The 21,795-nt window shown below is 74.9% G+C and carries 18 protein-coding genes, 1 tRNA gene and 1 other RNA gene; 15 read left to right on the forward strand and 5 right to left on the reverse strand.

Annotated elements, in window-relative coordinates; translation table 11 throughout:
• Nucleotides 1–76 precede the first annotated feature (76 nt).
• Nucleotides 77–148: transfer RNA gene (locus tag G7072_RS05890), tRNA-Val, on the reverse strand.
• A gap of 215 nt (nt 149–363) precedes the next feature.
• Between G7072_RS05890 and G7072_RS05895 the strand changes: the two genes are divergently transcribed.
• The 3 genes from G7072_RS05895 to G7072_RS05905 all read left to right on the forward strand — a co-directional run bounded on the left by G7072_RS05895 (nt 364) and on the right by G7072_RS05905 (nt 2,348).
• The gene (locus G7072_RS05895) at nt 364–849 is read left to right on the forward strand and encodes a hypothetical protein (RefSeq protein WP_166084685.1); all 486 of its coding nucleotides are present in this window, start codon (nt 364–366) and stop codon (nt 847–849) included.
• Nucleotides 850–970: 121 nt separating this feature from the next.
• The gene (locus G7072_RS05900) at nt 971–1,345 is read left to right on the forward strand and encodes a hypothetical protein (protein WP_166084686.1); all 375 of its coding nucleotides are present in this window, start codon (nt 971–973) and stop codon (nt 1,343–1,345) included.
• Nucleotides 1,346–1,457: 112 nt separating this feature from the next.
• Nucleotides 1,458–2,348: a serine/threonine-protein kinase gene (locus G7072_RS05905; protein WP_166084687.1), complete on the forward strand. Its 891-nt coding sequence runs from the start codon at nt 1,458–1,460 to the stop codon at nt 2,346–2,348.
• 164 nt (nt 2,349–2,512) lie between these two features.
• Here the strand turns inward: G7072_RS05905 and G7072_RS05910 are convergent, their stop codons facing one another.
• The 3 genes from G7072_RS05910 to G7072_RS05920 all read right to left on the reverse strand — a co-directional run bounded on the left by G7072_RS05910 (nt 2,513) and on the right by G7072_RS05920 (nt 5,077).
• Nucleotides 2,513–3,193, reverse strand: a complete 681-nt coding sequence (locus G7072_RS05910; RefSeq protein ID WP_166084688.1) for a response regulator transcription factor — start codon at nt 3,191–3,193, stop codon at nt 2,513–2,515.
• Complete coding sequence (locus tag G7072_RS05915) at nt 3,178–4,599, reverse strand: HAMP domain-containing sensor histidine kinase (RefSeq protein ID WP_166084689.1); 1,422 nt, start codon at nt 4,597–4,599, stop codon at nt 3,178–3,180. Before G7072_RS05915 ends, G7072_RS05910 begins: the two co-directional genes overlap by 16 nt.
• A gap of 97 nt (nt 4,600–4,696) precedes the next feature.
• Nucleotides 4,697–5,077, reverse strand: a complete 381-nt coding sequence (locus G7072_RS05920; RefSeq protein WP_166084690.1) for a hypothetical protein — start codon at nt 5,075–5,077, stop codon at nt 4,697–4,699.
• A 233-nt stretch (nt 5,078–5,310) separates the two neighbouring features.
• Here G7072_RS05920 and G7072_RS05925 point away from each other — a divergent pair, with 233 nt between their 5' ends.
• From G7072_RS05925 to G7072_RS05955, 7 genes are read left to right on the forward strand one after another with little or no spacing between them, the layout of a single operon-like run.
• Entirely contained in the window at nt 5,311–8,376 is a 3,066-nt protein-coding gene (locus G7072_RS05925; RefSeq protein WP_166084691.1) for an FtsX-like permease family protein, read from the forward strand.
• Nucleotides 8,373–11,117: an FtsX-like permease family protein gene (locus G7072_RS05930; RefSeq protein WP_166084692.1), complete on the forward strand. Its 2,745-nt coding sequence runs from the start codon at nt 8,373–8,375 to the stop codon at nt 11,115–11,117. Before G7072_RS05925 ends, G7072_RS05930 begins: the two co-directional genes overlap by 4 nt.
• Nucleotides 11,114–12,106, forward strand: coding sequence for an ABC transporter ATP-binding protein (locus tag G7072_RS05935; RefSeq protein ID WP_166084693.1), 993 nt, complete (start codon nt 11,114–11,116; stop codon nt 12,104–12,106). Before G7072_RS05930 ends, G7072_RS05935 begins: the two co-directional genes overlap by 4 nt.
• Nucleotides 12,103–12,825 carry an ABC transporter ATP-binding protein gene (locus G7072_RS05940; RefSeq protein WP_166084694.1) on the forward strand — a complete coding sequence of 241 codons (723 nt, stop codon included), beginning with the start codon at nt 12,103–12,105 and terminating at the stop codon, nt 12,823–12,825. Before G7072_RS05935 ends, G7072_RS05940 begins: the two co-directional genes overlap by 4 nt.
• 57 nt (nt 12,826–12,882) lie before the next feature.
• Nucleotides 12,883–14,043: a Nif3-like dinuclear metal center hexameric protein gene (locus G7072_RS05945; protein ID WP_166084695.1), complete on the forward strand. Its 1,161-nt coding sequence runs from the start codon at nt 12,883–12,885 to the stop codon at nt 14,041–14,043.
• Nucleotides 14,025–14,876, forward strand: coding sequence for a C4-type zinc ribbon domain-containing protein (locus tag G7072_RS05950; RefSeq protein WP_240917167.1), 852 nt, complete (start codon nt 14,025–14,027; stop codon nt 14,874–14,876). The genes G7072_RS05945 and G7072_RS05950 overlap by 19 nt, the downstream gene beginning before the upstream one ends.
• Nucleotides 14,873–16,135, forward strand: coding sequence for a bifunctional RNase H/acid phosphatase (locus G7072_RS05955; protein WP_166084696.1), 1,263 nt, complete (start codon nt 14,873–14,875; stop codon nt 16,133–16,135). Before G7072_RS05950 ends, G7072_RS05955 begins: the two co-directional genes overlap by 4 nt.
• Nucleotides 16,136–16,164: 29 nt before the next feature.
• Here G7072_RS05955 and G7072_RS05960 read toward each other — a convergent pair whose 3' ends face one another.
• Entirely contained in the window at nt 16,165–16,929 is a 765-nt protein-coding gene (locus tag G7072_RS05960) for a peroxide stress protein YaaA (protein ID WP_166084697.1), read from the reverse strand.
• A gap of 61 nt (nt 16,930–16,990) precedes the next feature.
• Here G7072_RS05960 and G7072_RS05965 point away from each other — a divergent pair, with 61 nt between their 5' ends.
• From G7072_RS05965 to rnpB, 5 genes are all read left to right on the forward strand, one after another.
• Nucleotides 16,991–18,469: an RNB domain-containing ribonuclease gene (locus G7072_RS05965; protein WP_166084698.1), complete on the forward strand. Its 1,479-nt coding sequence runs from the start codon at nt 16,991–16,993 to the stop codon at nt 18,467–18,469.
• Between the two features lie 52 nt (nt 18,470–18,521).
• Nucleotides 18,522–19,895, forward strand: coding sequence for a hypothetical protein (locus G7072_RS05970; RefSeq protein ID WP_166084699.1), 1,374 nt, complete (start codon nt 18,522–18,524; stop codon nt 19,893–19,895).
• Between the two features lie 144 nt (nt 19,896–20,039).
• Nucleotides 20,040–20,741 (forward strand): hypothetical protein, encoded by a 702-nt coding sequence (locus G7072_RS05975; RefSeq protein ID WP_166084700.1) that lies wholly within the window; start codon nt 20,040–20,042, stop codon nt 20,739–20,741.
• Between the two features lie 183 nt (nt 20,742–20,924).
• Entirely contained in the window at nt 20,925–21,203 is a 279-nt protein-coding gene (locus G7072_RS05980; RefSeq protein ID WP_166084701.1) for a hypothetical protein, read from the forward strand.
• 40 nt (nt 21,204–21,243) lie between these two features.
• An RNA gene (gene rnpB / locus G7072_RS05985) (RNase P RNA component class A) lies at nt 21,244–21,651 on the forward strand.
• The last annotated feature ends 144 nt before the right edge of the window (nt 21,652–21,795 follow it).

Raw genomic sequence — 21,795 nt, forward strand, 5'->3', positions numbered from 1 at the left:
GCGGCCCTGCCACCGCGAGACGTCGATCGTGCAGCGCCGAGACGTCGATCGTGCCGATCCGGGGCGCCGGACGGGGTGGGCGCAGTAGGGATCGAACCTACGACCGCTGGTTTGTAAGACCAGAGCTCTACCGCTGAGCTATACGCCCGAGTGCGACGCCGAAGCGTCGCAGGGAGCGTAACGGAGGCACACGCCCCTCGTCCCGCCCGGCCTCGTCCCCCGCTTCGTGAGGGGGTTCTCACCGGGGGAGCGGAGCATGAGACGACGCTCATGCGCGCCTCACGACGGCTTCATCGGAGGCGGACAGAGTCTCTCTCGTCAGACACCCACAGGCCCCGGACGGGGCGACGAGAGAGGCACATCATGAACATCCTTCGAGGCAGCGTCATCGGACTGGCCGGCGTCATCGGCGGCGGCGTGCTCGCCTGGCCCATGGTCAGCAGCGCGGACACCACCGACCAGAGCGTGCTCTACAAGCGCGACGAGCGTTCGGTCGACCTGGTCCTGGCCGACGACGACCTGGACGACGACGACACCAACGACCGCACCCGTGACCGCTACACGCGCGGCGACCTGACGAACAACGTCACCAACAACGTCACCCGCGACGGCGTGACCAACAACGTCACCAACGACCCCACCAACGACGGCATCACCAACAACGCCACGCGGGGCGACCTGACCAACAACGCGACGCGGGGCGACGTCACCAACAACGCCACCCGCGACGGCGTGACCAACGACCCCACCGGCGACGGCGTCACCAACGACGTCACCCGGGGTGACGTCACCAACGACGCGACGCGCGGCGACGTCACCAACGACAGCACCCGCGACGCCACCAGCTGAGCCGGCGCCGCATGAGAGACCTCTCACGCAGGTCTCACCGACGCTTCATCCCCTCCCACCAGAGTTCGGGGAACACGGTTCCCCCGCCCACCCCCAGGGCCCCACCGAAAGAGAGCACATCATGAACATCCTTCGAGGCAGTGTCGTCGGTCTCTCCGGTCTGGTCGGCGTCGGCGTCCTGGCGTGGCCGTCGGTCACCACCGCGGCGTCCGCCGACTCCGACGAGGTCTACAAGCGCGACGAGCGGATCACCGAGCTCGCGCTGGTGGCCGACGACGATGACGACGACACCAACGACAACACGAACAACACCAACACCGGCGCCAGCCGCGCGACCAACGACAACACGCGCAGCAACTTCACCGGTGTCAGCCGCGACCGCGACCTCAGCCGCGGCGACAAGACCCGCGACTGGACCCGCGACGGCGGCGACCGCACCCGTGACCGCTCGGCCGGGCAGACCAACGACCGCAGCCGCAACGACACCCGTCGCTGACCCGCGGCACCGGCTCGCCCCGCACGACCGCTCCACCGGCTCCACCAGCACCATCGCACCAGCGCTCCACCGGCACCACCGAGACGACCACCACGAGAGGCAGGCACGACCCATGGGCACACCGACCGACAGCTGGGGCTGGCACCAAGGTGACCAGATCACCCCCGAGCTGACCGCTCTGCGCCTGCTGGGAGGGGGATCGGCCTACGAGGCCTACCTCGCCTTCGACGAGGTCACCTACGCCCCCGTCGTGGTCAAGCTCGTGCGGCCCGCGCAGGTCCTCCGTGAGGGGACGCTGCGCGGGCTGCGCCGGGAGGTCGAGACGCTCGAGGCCGTCCGTCACCCCGCCGTCGTGCGCATGCTGCGCGCCGAGCTCGGGGGCGAGCGGCCCCACGTCGTGCTGGAGAACCTCGACGGGCCGCGCCTGTCGACCCTCATCCGGCGCTACGGCGCGCTGGAGCCGGCGCAGTACCTCCCCCTCGGCATCGAGGTCGGCGCTGCGGCCCACTACTTCCGGCGCCAGGGCATCGTCCACCTCGACATCAAGCCCAGCAACATCATCATGGGCGCCCCGGCCCGACTCATCGACCTCAGCGTCGCGCGCACCCTCGAGGACGCCGCCGCCCTCACCTACGGCATCGGCACCGACTCCTACATGGCGCCCGAGCAGTGCGACCCGCCCCGCTCCGGCGTACCGGGCGCCGCGGCGGACGTCTGGGGCCTGGGCGTCACCCTCTTCGAGGCGATCGCCGGCTACCGCGCCTTCGACGACGGCGACCAGAGCAGCGACGACATGGGCGTCCGATACCCCCAGCTCGTCGACGAGCCCTACCTGCTGCCCGACCGCACGCCCCCGCAGGTCGTCGAGATCGTGATGGCCTGCCTCGCGGCCGACCCCGACAAGCGCCCGACGCCTGCCGACGTGTGCGACACCCTCGGCCCCGTGCTCGAGTCGCTCCCGCGCGGTCGCCTCGGCGGCTTCAAGGAGGCGCTGGCCCGCTGACGGGACGGTGACCACCCTTGGGTGGCGGCTGGACAGGTCATGCACCTGTCCAGCCGCCACTCAAGCGCGTCCGGACCTGTGACGTCACCCGGTCCGCCGGCCCCGTCCTCCGACCGTCCTCCGACCCCGTACGTCGCTCCGCTCGCCTCGGGCGCGTGGCCGGCTCAGGCGGGGTTGACGTTGAAGCGGTAGCCCATGCCCCGCACGGTCGAGATCGCGGCCGACCCGACCTTGCGCCGCAGGTAGCCGACGTAGACGTCGACGACGTTGGAGCCGGGGTCGTAGTCGTAGCCCCACACGTGCGACAGCAGCTGCTCGCGCGACAGCACGATGCCGACGTTGAGCATGAACAGCTCGAGCAGCTGGAACTCCCGCGCCGACAGCTCGATGCGCCGGCCGTCCTGGGTGGCGACCCGCTCGCGCAGGTCCAGCCTCAGGTTGCCGACGGTGAGGGAGTCCTCGCGGGCCGCGCCGCCGTCGCCCTGCTGCTGGCGCAGCCGCAGCCGGACGCGCGCGAGCAGCTCGGCGAAGCGGAACGGCTTGGCCATGTAGTCGTCGGCGCCCCCGTCGAGCGCCTGCACGGTGTCGGTGACGGAGTCGCGCGCGGTGAGGACGATGACCGGGATGGTCGAGCCCTGCGCCCGCAGCCCCTCGAGCACGCCGTAGCCGTCGAGGCGCGGCAGCCCGATGTCGAGCACCATGAGGTCGAACTCGCCCGACAGCGCGTAGTCGAGCCCGGACACCCCGTCGGCGCACACCGTGGGGCTGTGGCCCTCGGACTTGAGGCCCTTCGACATGAACGAGGAGATGCGGGGCTCGTCCTCGACGATCAGGATGCGCGCCACGAGGCGTCCTTCCGTTGACGGGGCAGGGAGATGACGAACAGGGCGCCCGACGGGGTGGCGTCCTCGACGTGCGCGGTGCCGCCGTGCGCGGCGGCGATGGCGGAGACGATCGAGAGACCGAGACCGCTTCCCTCGTCGTGGACGGCGTCCGCGCCGCGGGTGAACCGCTGGAAGATGGCCGCCTTCTCGGCGTCGGGGACGCCGGGACCGGAGTCGCGGACCCAGAAGCGGACGGTGCCGGCGGCGCCGACGGCCGAACCGAGCGCGACGGTGTCGGCAGGGCCGGTGTGCTTGACGGCGTTCTGCGCCAGCTGCACCAGCGCCTGGGTCAGGCGCTGCTCGTCGACCTCGACGTCGACGTCGGCGCGGTCGTCGACGACCCACACCCGGTCGGCCAGGCCGCGCACCTTGTCGGCGACACGGTCGGTCAGCTCGTCGGCCCGCACCGTCGCCGGCACCACGAACCCGGGACGCTCGGACTTGGTCAGCAGGATCATGTCCTCGACCAGGCGCGACATCCGCTCGGTCTCGTCGAGCAGGAGGTCGCGGGTACGGCGTACGTCGTCGGGGTCGGCGGGGTCCACCAGCTCGAGGTGCCCCTGGAGGATCGTCAGGGGCGTCCGCAGCTCGTGGCCGGCGTCGTCGAGGAAGGCCCGCTGGCCGCGGAAGGCTCCGTCGAGACGGTCGAGCATCGCGTTGAACGTCGTCGTCAGGTCGCCGAGGTCGTCGTTGCTGATCACCGGGATGCGCCGCGACAGGTCGGTCTCGGTGATGTCCTGCGCGGTCTCGTGCAGGGTGCGGACTGGTGACAGCAGCCGGCCGGCGACCCAGAAGGCGACGCCGGAGACGACGAGCAGGGCGACGAGGGCGGCGAGCGCGTAGGTGCGCATGGTGGAGTCGAGGGCGCCGGTCTCGTCGTCGACGAAGAAGGCGACGGCGAAGGCGCCGCGGTCGTCGCCGGCCGCGAGCGGCAGCACCTCGAGGTAGACCTCGCCGTGCTGCGCCGACTCGATGGTGGTGGACCCGCCGGTCTCGAGGCGCTGCAGGACGGCGTCGACGAAGGCGGGCTCGCTGCGCACCTCGCTGCGGCTCGAGGCCGAGGAGATCCTGATGCCGCCGTCCCAGGCGCCGACCATGATCTCCGACGGGCTCGGCACGTTGCGCAGCAGGAAAACCCTGACGAGGCGCTGGTAGGAGGCGAAGCGGTCCTTGGTCACCGGGTCGATGCCGCGCTCCTGCAGCTGCACCAGCTCGGCCATCTCCTGGTCGACGTCGTCGCGCACGCCCTCCTTGGCCTGCTGCACGCCGAGGAGGTAGACCAGGACCCCGGCGGAGGCCAGCCCCAACGCGGTCAGCAGCGCCACGGCACCGGTGATGCGGGTGCGGACCGTCAGCCGCCGCCGCACGCCCCGCAGACGGGGCCCGCCCGATCTACCCGGACGGCGTCGCAGGCCGCCGGTGCGGCGGCCTCCGGGGGGTGCTTCCATGCCGGCGGGCGAGACGTCAGTCGTCGTCCCCGTCGTCGCCATCGTCGTCCGCTTCGTCGTCGTCATCGTCGTCGTCCGGTTGCGGCCGGACGACCTCGACGTCGTCATCGTCGTCGTCATCCGAGTCTGACACGTCGTCCTGGTCGTCCTGGCCCCCGTCGTCGCCGTCGTCGGGCGGGGTGGTGGGCCCCTGCCGGGGACCGCCGCCGTCGTTGTCGCGGGGCTTGGGCCGCAGCGTCGGCTGCGGCTCGGCGGTCTGGGCGGCCTCCTCGAGGATCAGGGGCTCGCGCTGCGGCGCCGGCTCGTCACCCGCGACGAGGGTGGGCAGCGCCACGGCGGCGCCGGCGACGAACGCCACCGACGCGAGGATCGGCGCCAGGATCTTGCTCGGGATCATGGCTCCATCCTGGGACACCTCCGTGGCGACGGCGTGAGAGGACCATGAGAGAGCTCTCATGATCCGCGTCCGGCCTCGAGCGCCCGGACTCCCGGTCGGCGCACGGTACGTCGTCGCGACCCACCCGGATGCCTATAGTGACCCGGTCCGAGCGACGGCTCGGGCATCCGCCCGCGACGCCGGACGGATCGGGCTCGGGACGGGGGCGATGCACCATCGACGCCGCGGGACTGGTGAGCAGACGCCTCCTCGCACGTCGGGTGCTCCTGGCCGCGGTGTCCGCGACGACCCTCGTCGCCCTGACAGCCGTCTGCGCCGCGGCGCTCCTGCTGACGGCCACCGGCCGCGGGAGCGTCGGGGCCGACCTGGAGCGGTCGCCCGTGGCGGACCGCGTGGTCGACGTCTCCGGCGAGCTCGAGGTCCCGGCCAGCTCCTCCGTCGCGTCCGCCGAGGCCGGCCAGCGCCTGGTCGCGGCCGACCGCGAGGTGCGCGCGCTGCTGGAGCAGGTGCTGGCCCCGGCGCTGGGCCCGGCGTCAGGCCCGGCGTCGGGCACCGCGCCCGCCGGGAGCACGGACGTCACCACGTCCGAGTCGGCCGGCGCTGCCGAGGGGACCGTCACCCGCCGGGTCCTGAGCAGCTCCTACGCGCTGCCGGGTGGTCCTGACGACGGTCCGGGTGCGGGCGAGGACGCCCCGCAGCGGTTGGCGGTCGTCGCGGGCTACGAGGCACTGACCAGCCAGGCCGACCTCGTCGCGGGCCGGTGGCCCGCGACGGCCCTCGACGACGAGGCCGACGACGGGGCCGACGACGGGGCCGACGACGGGGCCGACGACGGGAACGGTGGCGGGAACGGTGGCGGGAACGGTGGCGGGGGCGCCGGTGGGGCACGGGAGGTCGAGGTGGCGCTCCACGCGAGTGCCGCCGACGCGCTGGGCCTGGCACCGGGCGACGCGCTCACGCTGACCAACACCCTGGACGACTCGCGGCTCCGGGTGCGCCTGGTGGGGACGTGGCGCCCCGACGACGTGGGGGCGGCGTACTGGACCGGCGACGTGCTCGGCACCACCGGCGTGGACCGGGGGACCAGCTTCGTGACCTACGGGCCCTTCGTGACCGGGGCCGGGACCGAGAGCGTGGTGTCCGACCCGACGGTGCGGTGGCGGGCCGAGCCGGGCCTGGGGTCACTGACGCCCGGTCAGGTCGGCGACCTGCGCGGCAGGCTGGCAGGCCTGCTCGACGAGGACGGCACCGCGACGGCCGCGGCGGCAGCAGCCCTTGCCGGCGAGCCGACGGAGGGCTCCGCCGCGGGGGAGCAGGCGCTCACGGTGGAGACCGACCTCGACGAGACCCTGACCGGCGTGGCCGCCCCGGTGGCGGTGGCCCGCTCGGCGGTGGGTCTCCCGCTGGCGCTGGTCGCGCTGCTCGGCGTCAGCGCCGTGCTGCTGGTGACGCGCCTGGTCCAGGCGGACCGGCGCACCGACGCCCGGTTGCGCGCCTCCCGCGGATTCTCGCCGGGCCAGCTCCGCGCCGCACACACGCTCGAGGCCCTCGTCGTGGTCCTCCCCGCCGTGGTCCTGGCGCCCGTCCTCGCCTGGCTCACGGTCCGAGCCGTCGCGCGCGCCACGTCGGCCGACGCGGTCGTCGGCTCGGTGAGCCTGGCCGTCGCGAGCTGGCTGGTGGCCACGGTCGCCGGCCTGGTCGTCGTGCTGCTGCTGGCGCGCCAGGGGACGGACGACACCGCCCGCGGACGCCTCGCCGCGACCTGGGACCGCTTCGGGCTCGACCTGGTGACGGTCCCGCTCGCCGTGCTGGGCACGCTGCAGCTCCTGGCGTACGACGAGGGGGCGCTCGCCTCGGGCGCCGACGCCGCCCTCGCCGGCTCCGGCCTCGACCCGGTCCTGGTGCTCGTCGTCCCGGTGGTCGTGCTGGCCGCGGCGCTGCTGATCGGTCGTCTGGTGCGCGGCGTGCTGCTGCTCGGTGCCGGTGCCGCCGCCCGGGCGCGCGGCACGGTGGCCGCGCTGGCCGCCTGGCAGGTGGCGCGTCGTGCCGACGAGCACCGGGCGCTGCTGGTCGGCTCGCTGCTCGCCGCCGCGGTCGTCACCCTCGCGCTCGTGCAGACGGCGACGTACGCCGAGTCCCAGGAGGCCCAGGCCCGGCTGGCCGTCGGCAGCGACCTCCAGGTCACCGGCCTGTCGGACACGGACGAGGCCGACCGGGTCGTCGAGCTCGTCGAGGCACGCGGCGGCTCCGCCCTCGTCGTGCTGCGGGACCGCACGGCCCTGGGCGACCTCCCCGTGGAGGCGCTCGTGCTGGACGCCGCGGACCCGGCGGCGGCGCGGGTGCTCGACGGGGCGCCGGGCGGCACGCTCGGCCCGCCGGCGCTCGGGGCGCTCAAGGCGCTGGGGACGCCGGACGCCGACGACGCGGCGGAAGGCTCCGGGCCGGTTCCGGCGGTCGCGTCCTCGACCATCGCCGCGCAGGTGGGCGACGAGGCCCGCGCGCGCCTGCGCATCGCCGGCGTCGACGTGGCCCTGGACGTCGTGGCGCGCACCGACGCCGTGCCCGGCACCGGGCCGGAGGCCGACGCCCTGGGCGCCGGGGCGGGGACCGGTCGCGCCGCCACCGGCGTCGGGCTGGTGCTCGACGTGACCACGCTGGGCCGGGTGGTCGGACCGGGCCTGACGGAGGGCACCGAGTCCGAGGTGTGGGCGAGCCTGCCGCGTGAGGCCGTGGGCCCGCTGGAGGCGGACCTCGCCGACCTCGGTGGCGCGGGGGACGACGTGGCCACGGGCGCCGTGCCCCTCACCGTCGCGGACCGCTGGTCGGCCACGGCGGACCGGCAGGACGGCCCCGTCGGCGCCGGCGTCCGGGCGGCCCTCGTGCTCGCCGTGCTGACGGGGGCGGTGCTCGGCACCGTCGGGTTCGTGGCCGCGACCGCCGTCGGGCTGCGGCGACGCCGCACCGAGGCAGCCGCGCTGCGGGCGACCGGGCTGTCCCGGCGCCAGGTCGCGGGCGCCCTGGCCCTGGAGCGGCTCGGCCTGCTCGCCGTCGCCCTCGCCCTCGGGGCGGCCGTGGGCACGGTGGTGGCGGGGGTGCTCGGCCCGCGACTCGTGCTGACCGAGTCCGCCGCGGTCCCGGTGCCCGCCCCGGCCGCGGCGATCGGCACGGGCACGGCTCTGCAGGTGGCGCTCGCGATGGCGGTGATGGCGGTGCTGGGCGCCGCGGTGGTGGTCGCGGCCGCCCGACGGGTCGCGGCGCGGCCGATGGGTGACGAGCTGCGAGCGGGGGAGGACACGTGATCCGCACCGTGGGGACGCTGCGCCTGCTGCGGCGACGGGCCCGCGCCGAGCTGGCGTCGCTGCTGGCGCTCGCCCTGCTGGTCACCGTGACCGCCGCGCTCGCCGCGACGGTCCCGCGGGTGCTGAGCGCGACCTCCGACCAGGCGCTGCGCGCGGCGCTCGCGGACGCCCCGGACGAGAGCCTCGAGATCTCGGCCAGCACCACCAACGACGAGGGCGTCGACCAGCTGCGGACGGTCGACGCCCAGGTCCGCGGGTCACTGACCGCGGGCCTGCGCGAGGTGGTCGTGGACAGCGGCCGCGGCGCCACCACCGGTCTCTACGACACCCGCGACCCGGCCGGCGAGCCGGTCCGCGACAAGCCGTTCACCTGGCTGCAGCTGCGCCACCAGCCCGGAGCCCTCGAGCAGGTCACCTGGGTCCAGGGTCGGGCCCCGCGCTCTCCGGGCGAGGACGCCGCGACCCGGACGGCAGAGGGCGAGCGGGTGCCGCTGCTCGAGGTCGCCCTCGACGCCCGCCTGGCGGAGCAGCTGGAGCTCGAGGTCGGCAAGACCGTCACGCTCGAGCCCCTCGAGGTGGCGCCGTTGGGCGACGGCACGACCGCGGTCCGCGTCACCGGCCTCTTCGAGCCCCGCGACGCGAGCGCGCGGACCTGGGGCTACGCACCCGCGCTCACGACGCTGGGCCAGCGCTACAGCGCCGACGGGCAGCTGGTGGCGGAGTACGCCGCCGCGCTGGTCGACGGCGACCAGCTCGAGGCCCTGCGCCGCGCGTCGCCGCTGCTGCGCTACGACTGGCACTACCCGGTCGAGCCGAGCGCCCTGGCCGCCGACAACGCCGCCCCGGTCCTCGCCGACCTCGAGGAGGTGGTGGCGCGGGGCGCCTTCGTGGAGTCCTCGTCGGCGTCGGTGACCGGCGGTGCCGACTCGGTCGCGCTCGCCAGCGGTCTCGTGGACCTGCTGCGCGGCCACCTCGACCGCGCCCAGGCGACGTCCGCGCTCGTGGCGCTGGTCCTCGGCGGGGTGCTGCTGGTGGCACTGGCGGTGCTCGCGCTGGCCTGTGCCGTGGTCGTACGGCGCCGCGCGTCCGGTCTGGTGCTGGCCCACGCCCGGGGCGCCTCCCGGGCGGCCCTGACCGCGACCTCCGTCGCCGAGGTGGCCGTCGTGGTGGCCGCGGGGTCGGCTGCCGGGTCGGCCCTCGCCGGTGCGGCCGGCGGCGACCGGGCGGCCGGTGCGTCGGCCCTGCTGGCGGCGCTGGTGGGCGTCGCGGCCCTGGTGCTGACGGGCGCGGCGACGTGGCGCACCCTTCCCGGCCGCGCCGGGTCGTCGCGCGTGCCCTGGCGCACGGCCACCGAGGCGACGGTGCTGCTGGCCGCCGTCCTCGCCGTGCTCGAGGTGCGCCGGCGCGGACTCGGTGCCGAGGCGGGCACGGGTGGCGGTGCCGACCCCGTGCTGGTGCTCGCACCGGTCCTGGTGGTGCTGGCGGTGGTGGTCCTGGTCCTGCGGGCGCTGCCTCCGGTGCTGCGTCGCGCGTCCGCCGTCGCGTCTGGGCGCGCGGGGCTGGTGCCCTTCCTGGCGCTGGCGCGCGCCGCCCGGCAGCCCCTCGCCGTGGCGCTGCCGCTCTCCACGTTGCTGCTGGGGCTGGGGTTCGCCGTCTTCGCCTCCGGGGTCACCGCGACGGTCGACGAGGGCCAGGAGCGTGCCGCCTGGCGCGACGTGGGGGCCGACTACCTGCTGCAGGCGGAGTACTTCGAGGAGGAGGACCTCGCGTCCCTCGCCGACCTGCCCGGGGTGGACCAGGTCGTGCCGGCCCTGCGCCGGGAGCGTGCCACCTTCTTCGACCCCGCGGGCCGTGCGACCGACGGCAACGTGCTGGTCGTGGACGCGGCGGGCTACGCCGACCTGCTGGCCCGGGCGCCCGGCTCGGGAGCCGACCCCGACGCCGTACGACGCCTGGCGGAGCCGGTCGACCCGGAGTCGCCGCTCTCGGCGCTGACGACCACGCCGGCCCGGACCGCTCTGGCCGCCGACGAGGGCGCCATCGACCCCACCGCGAGCCTCGGACGCACCGAGGTCGCCGTCACCGCGACCCCGGCGACGTTCCCGCTCGACGGCGGGCTCGGGCTGGTCGTGCTCGACCTGCCGTCGGTGCAGGAGCGCGAGTCGTTCCCGATCCGGCCGAACACCCTGCTGCTGAGAGGGTCGCCGGAGGCGGCTCCGGCGATCGGGGCCGCGGTGGCGAACCTCGAGCAGCGGGTGGTGGTGACCGACCGTCGCGCGGTCCTCGAGGACCTCGCCGACTCGCCCTTCGTCGGGTCCACCCAGGCCCTGTTCGCCGCCGGAGCCGCGGCAGCCGCGGCGTACTGCCTGCTGGCGCTGACCCTCACCTTGGTGCTCGCCGCCCGGTCGCGGGCGCGGCTGGCCTCGACGCTGCGGATGCTGGGCGCCGGTCCGCGGGGGCTGAGCCGGCTCGCCGTGCTCGAGGTCGCACCCCTGCTCGGTGTCATGCTCGTCGCGGGCGCCGCGGCCGGGCTGCTGCTGGTCGCGCTGCTCCTCCCGGCGCTCGACCTCCAGCCGCTGACCGGGGGAGCCTCCGCCCCCGAGACCCGCCTCGGGCTGCTGCGGACCGCAGGACTGGTGGCCGGGCTGACCGCCCTGGTGGTCGCGACCGTCGCGGGGGTGTCGGCGGTGGAGCGTCGGCGCGGGCTGGGAGAGACTCTGCGAGAAGGAGACGAGCCGTGAGCGAGAGCACGCCGAGCAGCAACCCCGGGCAGCCCCCCGACACCGCGGGCACCGCGGGCACAGCGCTGGGCGCCCTCGAGCGCCGTGCGGCTCCGGCCGCGGTGTTCGGCGCCGACGCGCACATCGCCTGCGACAACCTGGTGCGCATCTACCGCACCGAGAGCGTCGAGGTGGTGGCGCTGCAGGGTCTCGACCTGCTGGTCGACCGGGGCGAGCTGGTGGCGATCATCGGCGCCTCGGGCAGCGGCAAGTCCACGCTGCTGACGATCCTGTCCGGTCTCGACACCCCGACCGCGGGACTGGCGCGGGTCGCCGACCAGGACCTGTTGGCGATGTCGCCGTCCCAGCGGCTGCGCTACCGCCGCGAGGTGGTCGGCTTCGTGTGGCAGCGCACCTCGTCCAACCTCCTGCCCTACCTCACGGTCGCGGAGAACGTCGCGCTGCCGCTGGTCGCGTCCCGCTCGCCGCGGCGCGAGCGCGCGAGCCGGGTCACGGAGCTGCTGGACCTGCTCGACGTCGGCGACCTCGCCGACCGGCGCCCGGCCCAGCTGTCGGGAGGCCAGCAGCAGCGCGCGGCGATCGCGGTCGCGCTGGCCAACCGACCCGAGGTGCTGCTCGCCGACGAGCCGACCGGCGAGCTGGACACCCACAGCTCCTGGCAGGTGTTCGCCGCGCTCCAGACTGCCAACCGGGAGCTGGGCGTCACCGTCGTGGTCGTCACCCACGACGCCTCGGTCTCCGAGCACGTCCAGCGCACGGTCGGCATCCGCGACGGCCGCACCTCCAGCGAGGTGCTGCGCCACACCGAGGAGGGCGCGGACGGCCACGAGGTCGTGGCCCAGGAGTACGCCGTGCTCGACCGGGTCGGTCGTCTGCAGCTGCCGCACGACTTCACCTCGGCTCTGGCCATGGACCGGCGGGTGCGGCTCGAGCTCGAGCAGGACCACATCGGGGTGTGGCCGGACCGGCAGCGCGAGGGGGAGCGATGAGCGAGCAGCCGCCGGGCGGACACCCGGCCACGATGGTGCAGGTCAGCGGGCTGACCAAGCGGTTCGGCCGCGGCGACGCGGCGGTCACCGCGCTCGACGGCGTCGAGCTGAGCGTGCCGCGGGGCGGCCTGGTCGCCCTCACCGGCCGGTCGGGCTCGGGCAAGACCACGCTGCTGCACTGCATCGGGGGCCTGGAGCGGCCCGACGAGGGGAGCGTGGTCGTCGACGGCACGGAGGTGACCGGACTCGACGAGGACGGGCTGCTCGCCCTGCGACGTGACCACGTCGGCTTCGTGTTCCAGACCTTCGCGCTGGTGCCGATCCTCACCGCCCGCGAGAACGTCGGCGTACCGCTGCGGCTGAGCCGGACCCCGGCCGCCGAGCGTGAGCAGCAGGTCGAGCGGCTGCTCCGCCTCGTCGGGCTGGCCGACCACGCCGAGCAGCGACCCGGTGAGCTGTCGGGCGGGCAGCAGCAGCGGGTCGCGGTCGCCCGCGCGCTCGCCGGGCGCCCCAGCCTGCTGCTGGCCGACGAGCCGACCGGGCAGCTGGACTCCGCCACCGGACGAGCCGTGATGGAGCTGCTGCGCGCGATCGTGGCCAGCGAGGGCGTCACGGCCGTGGTCGCCACCCACGACCCCGGCCTCATCGACGTCGCCGACGCCGTGCACGAGCTGCGCGACGGCCGGCTGGTCGACCCGGCCGCCGCGACTCCCGTGTGAGGCGACCGGGAACCGGTCCGGTCCGACCCTGCGCCTGCCGCCACTAGGCTGCGCGTCATGCGTCTGGCCGAGATCGTCGCGCTGCTCGATGACTGGTACGACCCCGCCTGGGCCGAGCCCTGGGACGCCGTCGGCCTGGTCTGCGGCGACCCCGGCGACGAGGTCCGCTCCGTGCTGTTCGCGATCGACCCGGTCGAGACCGTGGTCGACGAGGCGCTCGAGCTCGGCGTCGACCTGCTGGTCGTCCACCACCCGCTGCTGCTGAGCGGGGTCTCCTCGGTCGCGGCGACGACGGCGAAGGGCCGGGTGGTGCACCGGCTGCTGCGGGGTGGCGTCGCGCTGCTCACGGCGCACACCAACGCCGACGTCCCCGCCGACGGCGTCAACGCCTCCATCGCCGACGCCCTCGGCCTGGTGGACGCGACCGTCCTCGAGCCGACCGACGCCGGCGCGCACGGCCTCGACAAGCTGGTCGCGTTCGTGCCGACCGAGCACGCGGACGCCGTCCGGGCGGCGCTGGTCGAGGCCGGGGCCGGTGCGCTCGGCGCCTACGACTCCTGCACCTTCTCGACGCCGGGGGAGGGCCGCTTCCGGCCCCTCGACGGAGCGGACCCGGCGGTCGGCCGGGTCGGCGAGGTCGAGGTGGTGAGCGAGGTCCGCGTCGAGACGCTCTACCCGCGGGCCGAGCGCGCCGCGGTGGTGGCCGCGCTCCGGGCCGCCCACCCCTACGAGGAGCCGGCCTTCGACCTGCTCGAGCTCGCCGACGTCCCGGGCGGTCCGGTCACCGGTGGTGCACCCGCGTCGGTCCGGGGGCACGGCCGGGTCGGGGAGCTGGCCGAGCCGGTGACCCTGCGCGGCTTCGCCGACCTCGTCGCCCGGGTGCTGCCCGCGACCGCCCACGGCGTACGCGTCGCCGGGGACCCCGAGCGCGAGGTGCGCCGCGTCGCGGTCCTCGCCGGGTCGGGGGAGTCGCTGCTCGAGGCGGCCCGCGCGGCCGGCGCCGACGTCGTGCTGACCTCCGACCTCAAGCACCACCGGGCCGGCGAGCTCCTCGCCGACGGAGGTCCGGCCCTGGTCGACGTCGCGCACTGGGCCGCGGAGTGGACCTGGCTGCCCGTGGTGGCCGACAAGGTCGCCCGCGCCACCGCCGCGGCGGGGACTACGGTGGAGACCCACGTCAGCCGCCGGGTCACCGACCCGTGGACGTTCCGCGTCTGAGGCGAGCACCGCCCCCGTTTCCCCCGCATCCCCCGCAGCCCCCGCAGCACCGCACCGACCGAGAACAGCGCACCGAGGAGCCCGTCCTGAAAGCCGACCCGTCCGCCCAGCTGAAGCTCCTCGACGTCCAGGAGCTCGACAGCCGCCTCGACGCCCTGCGCCACCAGGCCTCCCACCCGCCGGAGGGGCCGGTCCTGCGTGACCTCGAGAGCAGCCGGGCGGCGCTGCGCGACCAGGCCGCGGACCTGCAGATCCAGGTCGACGACCTCACCCGGGCACAGCGCAAGGCCGACGACGACGTCGAGCAGGTCAAGGGCCGGAAGGTCCGCGACCAGAAGCGCCTCGACTCCGGCCAGGTCACCAACCCCAAGGACCTCGAGCGGCTGCAGCACGAGCTGGTCTCGCTGGACCGCCGCATCGGCGAGCTCGAGGACACCGAGCTCGAGATCATGGCCCACCTCGAGGACGCCCAGCGCGACCTCGCCGAGGTGCAGGCCCACCTGGTCGAGCAGGACGCCAAGGCCCAGGAGCTGGACGCCACCCGCCTCGAGCGGCTGGGCGGCCTGCGGGCCGAGGGAGGCGAGGTCGTCGCCCGCCGCAAGGAGGTCGCGGCGACGCTGCCCGCCGACCTGCTCGCGCTCTACGAGCGCCTGCGTGAGCAGAAGAACGGGGTCGGCGCCGCACTCCTGCGCCAGCGCCGCTGCGGCGGGTGCAGCCTGGAGCTCAACAGCGGCGACCTCGCCGTGGTCTCCAAGCAGCCGGCCGACGACGTCGTCCGCTGCGAGGAGTGCGGCCGCATCCTGGTGCGCACCGAGGAGTCCGGGCTCCGATGACGTCCGGTCCCGGTGACGCGGACGGTCGCTCCGGGCACCCCGGGCCGGCCCGGGTGGTCGCCGAGGCCGACGGCGGCTCGCGCGGCAACCCCGGCAGCGCGGCGTACGGCGCGGTGCTCAAGGACGCCGCGACGGGCGGACTGATCGCCGAGCGGGGCGAGCGCATCGGCGTCGCGACCAACAACGTCGCGGAGTACCGCGGCCTCATCGCCGCCCTCGAGCTCTACAACGCCCACGCCGAGGGGGCCGAGCTCGAGGTCCGCATGGACTCCAAGCTGGTCGTCGAGCAGATGTCGGGCCGCTGGAAGATCAAGCACCCGGACATGCGTCCGCTGGCGGAGCGGGCCCGCTCGCTCGCGCCCGCCGGCACGACGTACACCTGGATCCCGCGGGGGGAGAACGTCCACGCCGACCGGCTGGCCAACGAGGCCCTCGACGGCCCCCTCGGCGTGGTCGTCGGGGAGGCGCCGACGGCGCGTGACGCCGCGCAGGACGCCGAGGTCACCGAGACCGCTGTGGCCCGCACCGACGAGGTCGACCCCGACCACGCCGAGCCGGTGCCGACGCCGCCGTGGGAGCAGGGTGCTCCGACGGTGCTCGTGCTCGTCCGCCACGGCGAGACCGACGACACCAGCGCCCGCCTCTTCAGCGGCCACTCGGGCCGCGACCCCGAGCTCAACGCGCTCGGTCGCGCCCACGTCGCCGCGGCCGCGTCCTGGCTCGCCCCGCTGTTCGAGGAGCCACCCGTCGTGCTCACCTCGCCGCTGCGGCGGACCCGGGAGACAGCGGCCGTGCTCGTCGAGGCGATCTCGCGCGAGCTGGGAGCAGGCGCGGACCTGGAGGCGGTCGTCGACGACGGGCTGGTCGAGGCGGGCTTCGGGACCTGGGAGGGCCTGACCTACACGCAGGTGCTCGAGCGCGACGCGGAGCTCTTCACCGCCTGGCTGGGCGACCCCGACCGGCGCGCGGGCACGACGGGCGACTCGATGAACGGCATGGCCGAGCGCATGCGCGTCGTGCGCGACCGCCTGCTCGAGACCTACGCCGCCCGGGTCGTGGTGGCCGCCACCCACCTGACGCCGATCAAGATGCTGGTGAGCGAGGTGCTCGGGCTGCCGATGGAGTCGGTGTTCAAGACCGAGATCTCGCCGGCGTCGGTGACGGTGCTGGCGTGGTACCCCGACGGGCGTGCGGTCGTGCGGCTGCTCAACGGTCGCCCGGGCGGCCCGGCGCTGGGCACCGGCGCCGGCGTCGGCTGAGGCCTCGCCGGTCCTCTGCGCGCCGCGGGTCAGAGGTCGGTGACGACCACGTCGAGGCGTGATCCGTCGGCCTCCACGACCCACCCGAGGTCGCGCAGCTGCTCGGCGAAGCGCGCCGCCGTGCCCACGCTGCTGCCGTCCTGCAGCAGGGCCCGCACGATGCGGCCCTTGGTGGCCTTGTTGAAGTGGCTGACCACCGACCGCTTGCCGCCCTGCTCGTGCATCACCCGGACGGAGACGACGCCGCGGTCGCCCGACGCGGGACGCCAGAACGGCACGTAGGAGCCCGAGCGCAGGTCGACCACCAGCCCCTTGCCGCGCGCCTCGTCCACCGCGGGCGCGAGGTGGCGGCGCCAGTGCGCGCTCACGGTCCCCAGCGCCGGCAGGGTGACCTGCGGGGACAGCCGGTACGCCGGGATCCGGTCGCCGGGGCGCACGAGGCCGAAGACGCACGAGGTGACCGCCACCCACGCCGTGGCCCGTCGTCGGGCGGCAGTCTCGAGGGAGGCGAGGTCGAGGGCCTCGTAGAGCACCCCGGTGTAGACGGCGTCGGCGCGTGCCGTCGGTGCCGACTCCAGGGCGGCGTCGGCCTCCACCAGGTCGGTCTGGGTCGGCCCCAGCCCGAGCGTCCGGGCTGCTTCGGCCGGCGGGCGCGTCGAGCAGAGGTCGACGAGGGCGTCGATCGCCGTCCTCCGGGCGTCGGTGAGCACCGGGAACGACAGCCCGTCGAGGGCCAGCGGCTTGCCGCGGCGGGGGGAGGACTTGCCCTCCGACGGCGGCAGCAGGATCAGCACGGCGCCCACCCTAGGGTGAGGGGGTCGTCCCCCGGTCCCGGGGGCGGGGAGGGAGCCGAGCGTGCCCAGACGCGTCGTACACGTGACCACGAGCGGGCTGGAGGCCGACGGCGAGCTGCTGCGCCGCGGCATCGAGGCCCTCCAGGACGAGCTCGGCGTGACGCCGGAGTTCCCCGCCGAGGTGGACGCCGAGGCGGAGGCCTCCGCCGCCGCCCCGCGGCTCCCGCAGCTCGACCGCACCGACCTGCCCTTCGTCACGATCGACCCCGAGACGGCGCGCGACCTCGACCAGGCGCTCCACCTCGAGCGCGACGGCGGCGGGTACGTCGTCCACTACGCGATCGCCGACGTGGCCGCCTTCGTCGACCCCGGTGGTGCCGTCGACCGTGAGGCGCACCGACGCGGCGAGACGCTCTACGGCCTCGACGCCAAGGTGCCGCTCCACCCGAAGGCGATCTCCGAGGCCGCCGCCTCGCTGCTGCCCGACGGGCCCCGGCCCGCGCTGCTGTGGACGCTGCGTCTCGATGCCACCGGCGAGCTCACCGACGTCGCCGTCGAGCGGGCGCTGGTGCGCAGCCGCGCGAAGCTGTCCTACGCGGGCGTGCAGGCCGACCTCGACGCCGGCACCGCCGAGCCCGTCTTCCAGCTGCTGCGTGAGGTCGGCGAGCTGCGGCTCGCCCTCGAGGTCGCCCGCGGCGGGGTGAGCCTGCCGCTGCCGGACCAGGAGGTCACCCAGGTCGACGGCCGCTGGGAGCTGTCGTTCCGCACGCCGCTGCCCGTGGAGGGCTGGAACGCCCAGATCTCGCTGCTCACCGGGATGGCCGCCGCCCGGATCATGGGGGAGGCAGGGGTCGGTGTGCTGCGCACGCTCGCCCCGGCGGACCCGCGTGACGTGGAGCGGCTGCGGCGCGTGGCGCAGGGGCTCGGCGTGGACTGGCCGGCCGGGGAGGCCTACCCCGACTTCATCCGACGCCTCGACGCCTCGACGGCCGCGGAGGCGGCGATGCTCGACGCCAGCACGGTCCTGCTGCGTGGCTCCGGCTACGTCACCTTCACCGACGGGCTCCCCGAGCAGCCGACGCACGCCGCGATCGCGTCGACGTACTCCCACGTGACGGCGCCGCTGCGGCGCCTCGTGGACCGGTACGCCGGGGAGGTGTGCGTCGCGCTGTCGGCCGGGGAGCCGGTGCCCGGCTGGGTGCTCGCGGAGCTCGAGGCGCTGCCCACCACGATGCGGGAGTCCACGCGCCGCGCCAACGCCTACGAGCGGGCCGTCCTCGACCTGGTCGAGGCCGCGGTGCTGCGTGACCGGGTGGGGGAGGACTTCGCCGCCATGCTCGTCGACGTCGACGACCGCAAGCCGACCCGGGGCGACGTGGTGCTGCGGGACCCGGCCGTCGAGGCGACGGTCGTGGGGGAGGCGCCGCTGCCGCTCGGGACCGACGTCGTCGTCCGGCTCACCGAGGCCGACCCGGTCGAGCGACGGGTCGAATTCGCCCTGCGGCGACGACGCGGGGACGGGTCGACCACCATCGGGTGAACACCTGGCGACACCCCTCGCCCCCCACGGAGCGGCGTCGCACGCTGGAGACGTGACCTCCTCCCTGACGTCCCCGCAGCCCCTGTCCCGGCATCCCCTGTCCCGGCAGCACCGGTCCCTGTCGTCCACCCGGACGTCGCCGGCGACCCCGGTCGTGCACCTGCACATCGGGACGATGAAGACCGGCACGACCTACCTGCAGAGCGTCCTGACGCGTCACCGCGAGCAGCTGGCGGAGCAGGGCGTGCTGTTCCCCGGCGAGACCTGGCGCCACCAGGTCCGCGCCGTCCAGGACGTCATGGGCTCGACGCACGGCGACCCGACGATCCGGGCGCAGGCAGACGGGGCCTGGCGCGCGCTCACCCGGGAGGTGCTGCGCCACCGCGGCCCGTCCGTGGTGTCGATGGAGTTCCTCAGCCACGCCGGACCCGAGCAGGCACGCCGGGTGATGAGCTCACTGGGCGAGGCGGAGGTCCACGTCGTCCTCACCGTCCGGGACGCGGCCGGCACGGTCCCGGCCCAGTGGCAGACGATGGTGAGGAACGGCTCGACGCTGTCGTGGCCCGAGTTCCGCCGCGGCGCCCGGCGAGCCACCGGCCGCCGCGCCCGCCCCGGCCGCCTCGCCGACCCGGCCGCCGTGAAGTTCCGTCACGCCCAGGACGTCGCGCGAATGCTGGAGGTCTGGCGCCGCTTCGTGCCGGCCGAGCGCATCCACGTCGTGACGGTGCCGGACTCCGGAGGTGACCGGTCGCTGCTGTGGCAGCGCTTCAGCGGGGTCGTCGGCCTGGACCCCCGGATCGGGGCGCAGGACACGAGCGTGAACACGTCGCTGGGCTACGCCTCGGCCGAGCTGCTGCGGCTGGTCAACGCGGAGCTGGCCGGGCGCGGGGGCCGCGACGGGTCCTCCGGGAGTCTCGGAGGGGCGGGGAGGTTCGCCCTGTCGGACTACAACGCGACCGTCCGCGAGGTGCTGGCCGGGCAGGTGCTGGCGGCGCGCAGCGACAGCGAGGCCCGGCCGCTGCTGGACCGTCGGACGGCCGACTTCGCGCTGGCGTGGAACGCGCGGACCCGCGAGGCCGTGACGTCGACGCGGGCGCACCTCGTCGGCGACCTCGCGGACCTGCCGGTGGCTGCAGTCGACCCGTCGCGGGTCGACGACCACCAGCCGCCTCCCTCGTCGGTGCAGCTGCTCGAGGTGGCCGAGGAGTCGGTGGAGGCCCTGCGCCGTCTCGTCGAGCGCCGGGCCGCACGCGCCGTCCGCCGCGGGGTCGACGTACCGGGTGAGGTGTGGGGCGTGCGGGGTGGACGTGGTCGCGGAGGTGCGCGGGGCGCGACGGGCGACGCGGTGTCCGAGATCGCCGTGCTGTGCCGTGAGGCGATGGTGCTGCGGAGGTGTCTGCAGGCCTCGCGCGAGGCCGCTCGCTGACGTGTCCTGGCACACACCAGGAATCGAGTTTGTCCTTCCAGGGTTGGGGATACTAGAAAGTAGAGGCGCTTGTTCACGGCGCCCGCCCAGACCAGAACGACACGATCCCGACCCGGTGTTCATCCGGGAAGAGAAGGAGCTCACATGGCTACCGCCAAGTTCGACATCAAGCCCGCCACCCGCCCGCTGTACGCCGGTGTCGGCGTGACCGACCGCGCCGTCGAGGCCGTCCGCGGCTCGCTGGCCCACAGCCAGAAGCGCATCAACGACGTCCAGCAGGACGCCCGCCAGATCGACCTCGACACCGTGACCCGCGAGGCCAAGGCCCGCCGCGCCGCCGTCGAGGCTCGCTTCACCGAGCTGCAGAAGAGCGTCCAGTCGGTGCCGAGCCGCATCCAGGCCCGCATCACCGCCGAGCTGAGCGAGCGCGAGCTCACCTACGGCCAGCTCGTGGACCGCGGCGAGACTCTGGTCGAGCGCATCCGTCGCCAGAGCTCCACCCAGGAGACCAAGCGCAACGCCAAGACCACCTCGTCGAAGGCGAAGACCACCCGCACCCAGGGCAAGAAGGCTGCCGGCACCACGCGCAGCCAGGCCAAGGGCGCCGCGACCTCCACCGCCAACACGGCCAAGAACCAGGCCGCCTCGACCGCCGAGGCTGCGAAGGGTGCGGCGAAGTCCACCGCGTCCACCGCCAAGAGCGGCGCGAAGTCGACCCGCACCACGGCCAAGAACCAGTCCTCGCGCCCGTCGAGCAGCGCCAAGGCGACCGGCACCGCGGCCAAGAAGACGGCCACCTCGGCCGCCAAGGCCACCAAGGACGCCGCTGCCAAGGTCGGCGACTGACCTCACCGGTCGGGCCGCGCGCCCGACCGCACGACCGAGGCCCCAGGAGCACCGCTCCTGGGGCCTCGTCGCGTCCCGGATCAGCCCGCCCAGCGGTCCACGTCCGGGGTTGGCCGGCGCCCCTCGGTCGCGCCTGAGGGGACCTGTCGGTGGGGCGGCCTAGGCTCGGGGGGTGAAGACACGATGAGCAAGATGGACGCCCTCCGCGCGATGCGGGAAGAGCGCTACGAGCAGGCCCAGAGGACAGCCGCCGGCGGTGCCGCCCGCGCGGCGCAACCGGCACGACGTACGACGGCAGCGACGCGGCCTCCGGTCGCACCCCCGGCGACCGACCGGGAGGAGAAGGCGACCGACGCGTCCGCGCCCGAGCCCGTCGAGGCCCTCTGCGGGCACAAGAACATGGGCGGGCGCAGCTGCACGCGACCGGCCGGGCACAGCGAGAAGAGCCACCGCTACAGCTGAGGCCGGACCACCGCGCGTCGCCGTACACTGAGGGCGCGGATGAGCTGACCGGGCGGTCGCGGCGTCGGGAGACCGGCGTCGAGGAAGGTCCGGGCTCCACAGGGCATGGTGGTGGGTAACGCCCACCCGGGGTGACCCGCGGGACAGTGCCACAGAGAACAGACCGCCGTTGCTCGGCTCCGGCCGAGCGGCGGCAAGGGTGAAACGGTGGTGTAAGAGACCACCAGCGCTCCGGGTGACCGGAGCGGCTCGGTAAACCCCACCAGGAGCAAGATCAAGAGGGCCGGTCCTGGACCGGCCTGCGTGAGCGTTCGAGGGCGGCCCGCCCGAGCTCACGGGTAGATCGCACGAGGCTGCCGGCAACGGCAGTCCCAGATGGATGGCCGCACATCGCAGGTGACCGCAAGGTCAGCGAGGACAGAACCCGGCCTACAGGTCAGCTCATCCGCACCCCCCCACTTGACCGCTCTGTCGCTCGACGGCAGACGGGTGCGGCTGTGCGAGCGCGACGCTGCGGTGGCGCTCCGCGGTGGTTTGTCACATGACTGACAACGAGGGGCCTCCGGAACGTACCGTGGCGGTGCCGTCCGCG

This window comes from Nocardioides sp. HDW12B (assembly GCF_011299595.1).
Lineage (GTDB): Bacteria > Actinomycetota > Actinomycetes > Propionibacteriales > Nocardioidaceae > Marmoricola_A.